We start from the raw sequence: 8,386 nt of genomic DNA on the forward strand, positions 1-8,386 counted from the left end.
GGCACTTAAAAGAATGAAACAAATCTAAAAAATTGTGAAACCTTTGAAGATCTATTATGTGAAATTGAGGATTACATAGATTATCATAATAAGTATAGATGCCAATGGAACTTAAAAAAGATGACTCCTGTTCAATACAGAAATCATCTTTTATCTTAGGGTCTTTTTATAAAATGTCCTTGACTTAGGGTACATTTTAAATGAGGCATACCTTTTATTATTAGAGGAGAATATTAATAGATTTCTGTAGTAAATTATTTTTGAAACAAGGAATTTTATGTATTTTGTAGAATAAGTTATTCAATTAAAGTATTGGAGTTGAGTACTTATGGAAGAGGTAAATAAAACACTAGTAACTTCATTGTATAATAAAATAAACTTGTATCTAGATATTGTAGAGATATTTGAATATTTACAGAAAGAATTTTCAAGCTATTTTAAATACGATAGCTCTATTACAGAGTCTATAACAAAGGAGTTCATTGGAGATTTTAATACCTTTGTTATAGTAGAAGAAAAGGAAAGAATTGAAAAAGTTTTTCATAAAGTATATACTAGTGAAGATCATAAGGTAAGCTGCAATGCTTTAAGTAAGGAAGTAAAAATAGATAAGAAATTCATCCATGATATTTTAGATAGTATAGAAAAAAATATAAATTCTAGGTTAAATCTATTTAAAAAGAAATGTGAGCTAGAGGTGTATACATTTCACATGAAGCATGGTGAAAAAGAAATATATAATGAACTAAATAGATATGTTTATGAGGATATGGAAGGGACATTATCATACATAGAAATAGGAGTTGTTCAGCTTAAAAACATTGTAATGGGTGTTTTAGATGAAGAAATAAAATCTTATCATAGGTTTATTTGGAATACATTCAAAGAATTAATGATTGATTTAAGGGGAATAGATACCTTAAATAAGGGTGATATTTCAGATAAAATAATTATTAAAGAAGATGAGATTTTAAATTCCTTAGATATTTTAAAAGAAAAGATATCAGAAGTAGTAAGGAAAGAATTTATAGAAGTACTACTTAACTTAATTAATGAAGCCTTTGGAGATGAATTTACTAAAAGAATAAAAATTTATAAAAAAGAATTAAATAAATATTTAGCCAAAGAAATTTGTGAATCAAATTTAACTAAAATAGAATCAGTAGGATATGCAACTACTTATGATAATTCTATGAAAAATAGAGAATATACCATAGGATATAAGGTGTTTTCCTTAGAGCATGACTTTTTAAATATGATGATGAATATAAGTAAATTTAGCTTTGATGAAATAACAGATGAAATAGAACTCAGTATAAACAGTATATTTTATAATGAATTTACTAGACTAATTTATTATATAAATAGTGAAGAAGAGTTTTATGCCATGTGTAGAAGTTTTCAAGATAAGTTTAATTATATAACTTGTGAAATTATTAAGTCTTCATTAAGGTCCATAAAGGATAATTATTATAACTCTATTATAGATATACTCATGGATAATATGAAATCTATCAGTGGTATTAATGTTTTTAAATTTATATATAGCTATAGAGGAAATATAAAAGTATATAATCAACGCTTAATTATGGATTTATATAATAAATGGAATAAGATGTATGGTAATTATAATGAGCTAAAGAAGTACTGTATAGATATATCTAATATATTAATTTTAGATGAAAAAGATATTTTAAAGGAGTATTTTCAGTTGGATTTTAAAGAAGATAGTATATTCAAAGGTGAATATTACTGTGACTTTAAGGCATTGGAAAGAAAAAAGGAAGAACTTTATAATAATATAGTTTTAATAAAAGAAAAACTTTTAAAGACTCTTCAAGGAGATTTTACAACTTATTTTGATCATTTATTTCAAAGTATAGGAAAAAATTTAGAATATGCAAAATCAGAAGAGAAGAATTATTATACGGCAATTAATACTATATAAACTTATAAGTACTTTTTAGATACTTTTAGGTAATAATAATTTTTTTAACTACACTAGTTGGTACAATTAAAGGGATATATGGAATGTTTTAAATTGAATGGAGTTGGTATTATGTCAGTGGATTTGTTTAAAAGAGCTAATGCTAAGGATTCAGAGTTTAAGGGAAGAAGTGCTGATACAGAAAAATATTATTATAATCACTCTTTTAAAGCAAATATGATAGCTACTGGAATTATTGTTGCTGTAATTTTAGGGTTTATTTACTTACTTATTAGATAATAATACAAAGGGGCTGTCGCACTAAGAAATAGTGCACAGCTCTTTTTCATTGCAAACAAAATAAGTCCCTTACTTTGAGAGATAAGGGACTTATGGTAAAATATTAGTATGCTAAAACGAAATATCTTACAAAAAAATTATACCGTTAATCGAAGATTTTATCAATTAAAACTTCCATTAAATATTGATTGTATAATTCCAGATAATGATTCGGTGCATTTGCTAAGTCAATTTGTAGAGGAGATGGATTTAGAAGATTTGTATTCGACTTATTCCCGGATTAGGGAAAATCAAGCAACACCACGTCAGATGCTGAAGATTATACTTTATTCTTACATGAATCACATCTATTCATCACGTGCTATGGAAACTGCATGTCATCGTGATATTAATTTTATGTACCTTCTTGAGAATTCACCGGTACCAGATCATTCAACATTTGCAAGATTTAGAAGTATTCACTTTGCCCCATGTGCAAATAGAATTCTAGCTGAAATGTCAGATTCTCTTTATGATATCGGAGAGATATCTGGAGACGCCATATTTATTGATGGTACTAAGATTGAGGCATGTGCAAATAAATATACTTTTGTTTGGAAAAAGGCAGTTACAAAAAATCAAGCAAGACTACTGATTAAACTAGCCGATTTTGTTGCGGAGTGTGAGGAACTCTATGGAATTAAACTAGTATATCGAAATTCTGTAAAAATGAAGCACGTTAAAAGGCTTCGTAAAAAATTGTATGCCATAAAACATGAGGAAAACATAGAGTTTGTACATGGATGCGGAAAACGAAAAACGCCTTTGCAGCGCTCCATTGAAAATTTAGAAGAATATTTGAACAAGCTAAAAGAGTACACACAGAAAATACATATTTGTGGAAAGCGTAACAGCTATTCCAAAACAGATAGTGATGCGACATTTATGAGAATGAAGGAAGATGCCATGGGTAACGGTCAGTTAAAAGCTGGTTATAATGTACAACATGGAGTTGATTCTGAATATATCACGTGGCTTACAGTAGGTCCACAGCCAACAGATACTACAACTCTAATTCCATTTTTAAAAGACATGGAATCATATCTTAAATTTAAATATAAAAAGATAGTTGCTGATGCAGGATATGAAAGCGAAGAGAATTATGTGTATCTGAAAGCAAATGGTCAGTTATCTTTTATCAAACCATCAAACTATGAAATATCAAAAACAAGAAAGTATAAAAATGACATCAGTAGAATAGAAAACATGGAATACAATGAAGATGAGGACTTTTACATTTGTAGAAATGATAAAAAACTTATAGTAAGCAATGTAATAAAAAGAAAAAGCAAAACTGGGTACATAAGTGAGAAAACCATCTATACCTGCGAGGATTGTAGCAACTGCCAATACAAGGGTAGTTGTATAAAAGGAAACAACTTCAAAACTCCATTAGAAGAAAGAGTTAAAAAACTTGAAACATCAAAGATATTTAACAAGCAAAGGAAAGATGATTTAGAAAGAATTTTAAGCAATGAGGGCTGTGAACTTAGAATGAACAGAAGTATACAAGCCGAAGGCTCTTTTGGGGAATTAAAACAAGATATGGGTTTCCGAAGATTCTTGTGCAAAGGAAAACAGAATGTACTTGCAGAAAGTATTCTGTTGGCGATGGCACATAACATAAATAAACTTCATAATAAAATCCAATCTGGAAGGACAGGAACACATCTTTTTCCACTAAAAGAAAGCGCATAAATTTTAAAGTTCAAAAACTTTACAGACAAAAAAAGTCTTTTTTACAAAGGCTTATTTAAGTGCACTATTTTTAAGATAGTGTATTTTTTATGCTCAGTTATTCTCATAAATCTAATAAAAAAGCATAAAAAGAGAGCTACGCTCTGGCGGTTATTCAACCGCTATTGCGACAGCCCTTTCTTTTTAGTCTTCAATATAATTTAAAAGGTTATTAAAACCTATTCTATAAACAGTAGTTGCAAAGGTCTCCCCTTGGATTTTATGAGCATTATAGAAGGATAAAAGTTTATCCATTACCTTAGGAATTTCCTCTATGCCATAAAATTTAGGTAATATGTGTGGAGGACAGGCTAATTCTGTACTATTAATATAAATAGTTAATCCTGTTCCTGCTGAAGATAGGGCTAAGAATGAACAGTTGCCAATGCAATTTCCACATCTTAAACACTTGTCCTCATGTAGGACTAATTCTTTATTTACTTTTTCAAGGGCGCCACTAGGACAATATTTAGTACATCTTGTACATGCTATACATTCACGTTGATTTAAATCTACTTTTGTACCATTAATTATTCCTATTGAATCTTTATATATTTCACTATACTTGTCTACTATATCTACTAGTTTAGTTAAATCATTTTCATTATAATTTTCTGCCGGTGTGGGTAGTGTGCTTCTCTTAAAAATAGACTCACAGTTATCATATAAGAAGCCTTGAACCTTTCTTCTTAATTCTATTGAAGTTTCATCTAATTTTTCATCAAAGGCCTTAGTAATATCTTTAGTATAATTAGTCATAAATATATTCTCCTTTTATAAAATATAATCCCTATAATAATTGTAATATGATTTAATAATAGAATAGCAAAGTATATTATTAGGTTCAAGATTTACTATAAATATAAGTTAAGTAGTATTGTTGTAAATACTTAACAGCTAAGGTATACTTTTATTATCATTAAATGTATTTTGTAATTAGAAGGGGAGTCTTATGATTATGGAGGATAAAGAGTTACTAAAAACACTTTGTATGTCTCATGGCCCTAGTGGAAGAGAACACTGGCTTGGAGATTATGTGACAGAGGTATTTTCGGAATTTGGACAAGTTACTAGGGATAATTTAAATAATATAATTATTCATAAGAAGGGTAAGGGCAAAGGTAAAATCATGCTTATGGCTCACCTGGATGAAGTATTTATGATTATAACAGAGGTAAAAGAAAATGGATTTTTAGCATTTAAAGGTAATGGTATTGATCCTAAGACTTTAGTTTCTAAAGAGGTTATAATCCATGGAAAAGAAGCCATTCACGGTATTATAGGAATTAAGCCACCTCACTTAATGAAGGATGAAGATCGAAAAAAAGCAGTAACTATAGATTCTTTATTGATTGATACAGGATATTCTAAGGAGTCTTTAGAGAACATAGTTAAACCAGGAGATTATGTTACTGTTAAAGGAAACTATAAAGAACTTTTAAATAATAATGTAAGTGTTAAAACTGTTGACGATAGAGGTGGAGTTGTAGCCTTATATAGATGTGCTAAGGAACTTAAAAATATAAAACATGATATGGATGTTTATTTTGTATGTTCTGCTCAAGAGGAAGTAGGTCATAGAGGTGCTAAAACTGCTACTAATAGAATTAATCCAGATATAGGTATTGCTGTAGATGTTACCTTCGATTGTGGAATGTATGGTCTTGAACATGGTGATACTGAACTAGGTAAGGGTGGAGTAATCTGTATAGGTCCTAATATTCATCCTAAGGTTAGAAAGCATCTTATGAAGGTTTGCAAAGAATATAATATTCCATTTCAATTAGAAGTGGAAGCCGGAAATACAGGAACAGATGCTTGGGATATTCAAGTAGCTGGTGAAGGGGTTGCTACACTTCTTATATCAATTCCTATAAAATACATGCATACTTCAGTGGAAACTGTAAATATGGATGATATAAAAAACACAGGATATATGATGGCAAAGTTAATAGAGAGTATAAAGGGTGAAGAATTGGAGGAATTAGTATGTTTTTAGATGAGATTCTTCAAAAGAACGGTATTTTAGATAAATTGACTTCTTTAAGTGGTCCTTCAGGATTTGAGGGAGAAGTAAGGGGCTTTATTAAAGAACAGGTTACCCCTTATGTAGATGAGATTTTTATAGATAGAATGGGAAATATTATTGTTCATAAAAAGGGTAAAGGAAAAAAAGTAATAGTTGATGCTCATATGGATGAGGTAGGTTTTATAATAACTGGCTACAATGAGGATGGAAGCTTAAGATTTAGTTCTTTAGGAGGGATAAATGCTAAGATAATACCTTCTAAGACTGTACTTATAGGGCCTAATAAAATACCAGGAGTTATTGGAGCAAAACCAATTCACCTTCAAGGAGCAGAGGAGAGAGAAAAGGGTCTAAATTATAGTGATTGCTGTATTGATATAGGAGCTAGGTCTAGAAAACAAAGTGAGGAGCTTATAGATCTAGGGGAGTATGTAGTTTTTGATACAGAGTATGATGAATTCGGAGAAGGGCTTGTAAAGGGAAAGGCCTTTGATGATAGAGTAGGATGCTTTGTACTTATGGAGGCATTAAAGGAAAATTATGATGTAGACCTATATGGAGTGTTTGCAGTTCAAGAAGAAGTTGGAGAAAGAGGTGCTTTCATTTCGTCTTTAAATTTAAAGGGAGATTTAGGAATTGCTTTAGAGGGTACAATATGTGCAGATATGCCAAGTGTTCCTAAGCACTTAAGAGCTACTGAAGTTGGAAGAGGACCAGCTATATCAATAATGGATTTAACTAGTATATTCGATGTTGATGTGGCTGATGACATTATGGAAGTAGGGAATAATTTAAATATTCCATATCAAAGAAGAAAAGCTATAGCTGGAGGAAATGATGCAGCTACTTTCCATGGCACAGGATCTGGGGCAAAGATTGCTACTATTTCAGTTCCATGTAGATATATCCATTCTTCAGCTTCAGTAGCATCAAAGGAAGACATAAAGAACACAGTTAAATTATTAGTAGAATACTTAAAAACACTATAGATTTTGGAGGTATTTGTGATGAATAAATTATTTGAAGATTTAGTAGGAGCATTTGGAGTTAGTGGACATGAGGAAGAAGTTAGAAGTGTAATTGTTGAGCAATTAAATTCACTAGAAGTTGAAAATAAAGTAGATAACATGGGAAATGTTATAGCTAAAATAGGTAGAAGTAATGGAGAGGAAGAAAAGAGAATTATGATTTCTTCTCATATGGATACCATGGGATTTATAGTTATGTATATTGAAGATAATGGTTTCTTGAGAATTGGAAAAGTAGGAGAATTTGATGAAGCTGCCTTTGTGAATAATATGGTAGAATTTGAAAACGGAAATTCAGGAAGAATTTGCGGAACTAAAGATAGTCCTAAAATAGATGACATGTATATAGATTTAGGAGTAGAAAGTAGAGAAGAGGCTTTAGAACTAGTAAGAGAAGGAGATGTATGTATTATTACATCTAATGTTATAGAGGAAGAAAAGAATATAATTGCACCAGCTTTAGATAATAGAGTAGGCTGTTATATGTCACTAAAATCTATAGAGAAGCTTATAGAGAATAAAGAATCATTAGAGAAGTTAGATAAGGAAATATATTTTGTATTTTCGACTCAAAACACTTTAGGAGGAAGAGGAGCAAGAGCAGCTGCTTATGAAATAAATCCTATGTATGCTTTAGTTGTAGATGGAGAAAATGCTGGAGATACATTAGGGGGAAGTGGAAAGTTTTCTTTAGGAAAGGGTACAGGAATAAAGTTCATGGATAGAACTTTGTTAATGCATCATGAAGTGAAAGAACAATTGGAAAAAGTTTATGAGAAAATGGATAAAAAACCACATTATATCTTTGGTGAAACTCAAGGTGATGGTGAAACAATCCATAAAGAGGGAGTAGGAGTTAAGACTGGAACCTTAGTTTATCCTGTAAGATATAAGGATACAAATATGGAAATGGTTAATTATAAAGACATAGAAGAAGGAATAGAAGTTATTTATAATTATACTACATTATAATATAAGGTTATTTAAATAGATCTATAGACATAACTTTTAGAGAATATACAAAAAAATAATAAATATTAGAGCCTTCACTTTAAGAATATCAGTGAAGGCTCAATTTAGTTTAGGATTAATTTGTTTTAAATTATAAGGTAGTAACTATTTTGCAGCGTAATAGCATCTTTTTGGAGATTCTATTTTATCCTCTGCTTTAAGTGATTTTATAGCTTTATCTACCTCTTTTTTGTCAATACCAGCCTTTTCAGCAATTTCTCCAGCTTTTAATGGCTCAGATGAATTTTTCAGTACTTCTAAAACTTTATCTACCATGTTAACACCTCTTTTAATAATTATAATTATTTAATAATA

The 8,386-nt window shown here is 29.9% G+C and carries 8 protein-coding genes and 1 pseudogene; 7 read left to right on the forward strand and 2 right to left on the reverse strand.

All coding sequences use genetic code 11. From position 1 onward, the window contains the following. Window positions 1-9: 9 nt before the first annotated feature. The 4 genes and pseudogenes from IO99_RS18825 to IO99_RS16345 all read left to right on the forward strand — a co-directional run. Window positions 10-159 (forward strand): annotated as a pseudogene (locus IO99_RS18825) (IS3 family transposase); the annotation flags it as partial. Between the two features lie 169 nt (window positions 160-328). Further along, entirely contained in the window at window positions 329-1,948 is a 1,620-nt protein-coding gene (locus IO99_RS16340) for a hypothetical protein (RefSeq protein ID WP_035135349.1), read from the forward strand. A 111-nt stretch (window positions 1,949-2,059) separates the two neighbouring features. After that, a complete protein-coding gene (locus tag IO99_RS19200) occupies window positions 2,060-2,227 on the forward strand; it encodes a hypothetical protein (protein ID WP_156964387.1) in 168 nt (55 codons plus the stop codon). A gap of 108 nt (window positions 2,228-2,335) precedes the next feature. Then, a complete protein-coding gene (locus IO99_RS16345) occupies window positions 2,336-3,964 on the forward strand; it encodes an IS1182 family transposase (RefSeq protein WP_035135352.1) in 1,629 nt (542 codons plus the stop codon). A gap of 183 nt (window positions 3,965-4,147) precedes the next feature. Here IO99_RS16345 and IO99_RS16350 read toward each other — a convergent pair whose 3' ends face one another. After that, on the reverse strand, window positions 4,148-4,762 hold the full coding sequence (locus tag IO99_RS16350) for a 4Fe-4S dicluster domain-containing protein (protein ID WP_035135355.1): 615 nt from the start codon (window positions 4,760-4,762) through the stop codon (window positions 4,148-4,150). Between the two features lie 199 nt (window positions 4,763-4,961). Here IO99_RS16350 and IO99_RS16355 point away from each other — a divergent pair, with 199 nt between their 5' ends. The 3 genes from IO99_RS16355 to IO99_RS16365 are packed head-to-tail and all read left to right on the forward strand — an operon-like array spanning window position 4,962 to window position 8,032. Further along, complete coding sequence (locus tag IO99_RS16355) at window positions 4,962-6,002, forward strand: M20/M25/M40 family metallo-hydrolase (protein WP_035135362.1); 1,041 nt, start codon at window positions 4,962-4,964, stop codon at window positions 6,000-6,002. Continuing rightward, the gene (locus IO99_RS16360; protein WP_035135357.1) at window positions 5,993-7,021 is read left to right on the forward strand and encodes a M42 family metallopeptidase; all 1,029 of its coding nucleotides are present in this window, start codon (window positions 5,993-5,995) and stop codon (window positions 7,019-7,021) included. Before IO99_RS16355 ends, IO99_RS16360 begins: the two co-directional genes overlap by 10 nt. Window positions 7,022-7,039: 18 nt before the next feature. After that, window positions 7,040-8,032, forward strand: a complete 993-nt coding sequence (locus IO99_RS16365; protein WP_035135360.1) for a M42 family metallopeptidase — start codon at window positions 7,040-7,042, stop codon at window positions 8,030-8,032. A 144-nt stretch (window positions 8,033-8,176) separates the two neighbouring features. Here the strand turns inward: IO99_RS16365 and IO99_RS18830 are convergent, their stop codons facing one another. Continuing rightward, window positions 8,177-8,347, reverse strand: a complete 171-nt coding sequence (locus IO99_RS18830) for an HTH domain-containing protein (protein ID WP_084178217.1) — start codon at window positions 8,345-8,347, stop codon at window positions 8,177-8,179. Window positions 8,348-8,386 lie beyond the last annotated feature (39 nt).

The sequence above is a fragment of the Clostridium sulfidigenes genome (assembly GCF_000732635.1).
Taxonomy (GTDB): domain Bacteria; phylum Bacillota; class Clostridia; order Clostridiales; family Clostridiaceae; genus Clostridium_J; species Clostridium_J sulfidigenes.

Coding starts and splice junctions, on each gene's coding strand:
- IO99_RS16365 (WP_035135360.1), top strand. CDS start 7,040: ATGAATAAATTATTTGAAGATTTAGTAGGAGCATTTGGAGTTAGTGGA.
- IO99_RS16350 (WP_035135355.1), bottom strand. CDS start 4,762: ATGACTAATTATACTAAAGATATTACTAAGGCCTTTGATGAAAAATTA.
- IO99_RS19200 (WP_156964387.1), top strand. CDS start 2,060: ATGTCAGTGGATTTGTTTAAAAGAGCTAATGCTAAGGATTCAGAGTTT.
- IO99_RS16345 (WP_035135352.1), top strand. CDS start 2,336: ATGCTAAAACGAAATATCTTACAAAAAAATTATACCGTTAATCGAAGA.
- IO99_RS18830 (WP_084178217.1), bottom strand. CDS start 8,347: ATGGTAGATAAAGTTTTAGAAGTACTGAAAAATTCATCTGAGCCATTA.
- IO99_RS16360 (WP_035135357.1), top strand. CDS start 5,993: ATGTTTTTAGATGAGATTCTTCAAAAGAACGGTATTTTAGATAAATTG.
- IO99_RS16355 (WP_035135362.1), top strand. CDS start 4,962: ATGGAGGATAAAGAGTTACTAAAAACACTTTGTATGTCTCATGGCCCT.
- IO99_RS16340 (WP_035135349.1), top strand. CDS start 329: ATGGAAGAGGTAAATAAAACACTAGTAACTTCATTGTATAATAAAATA.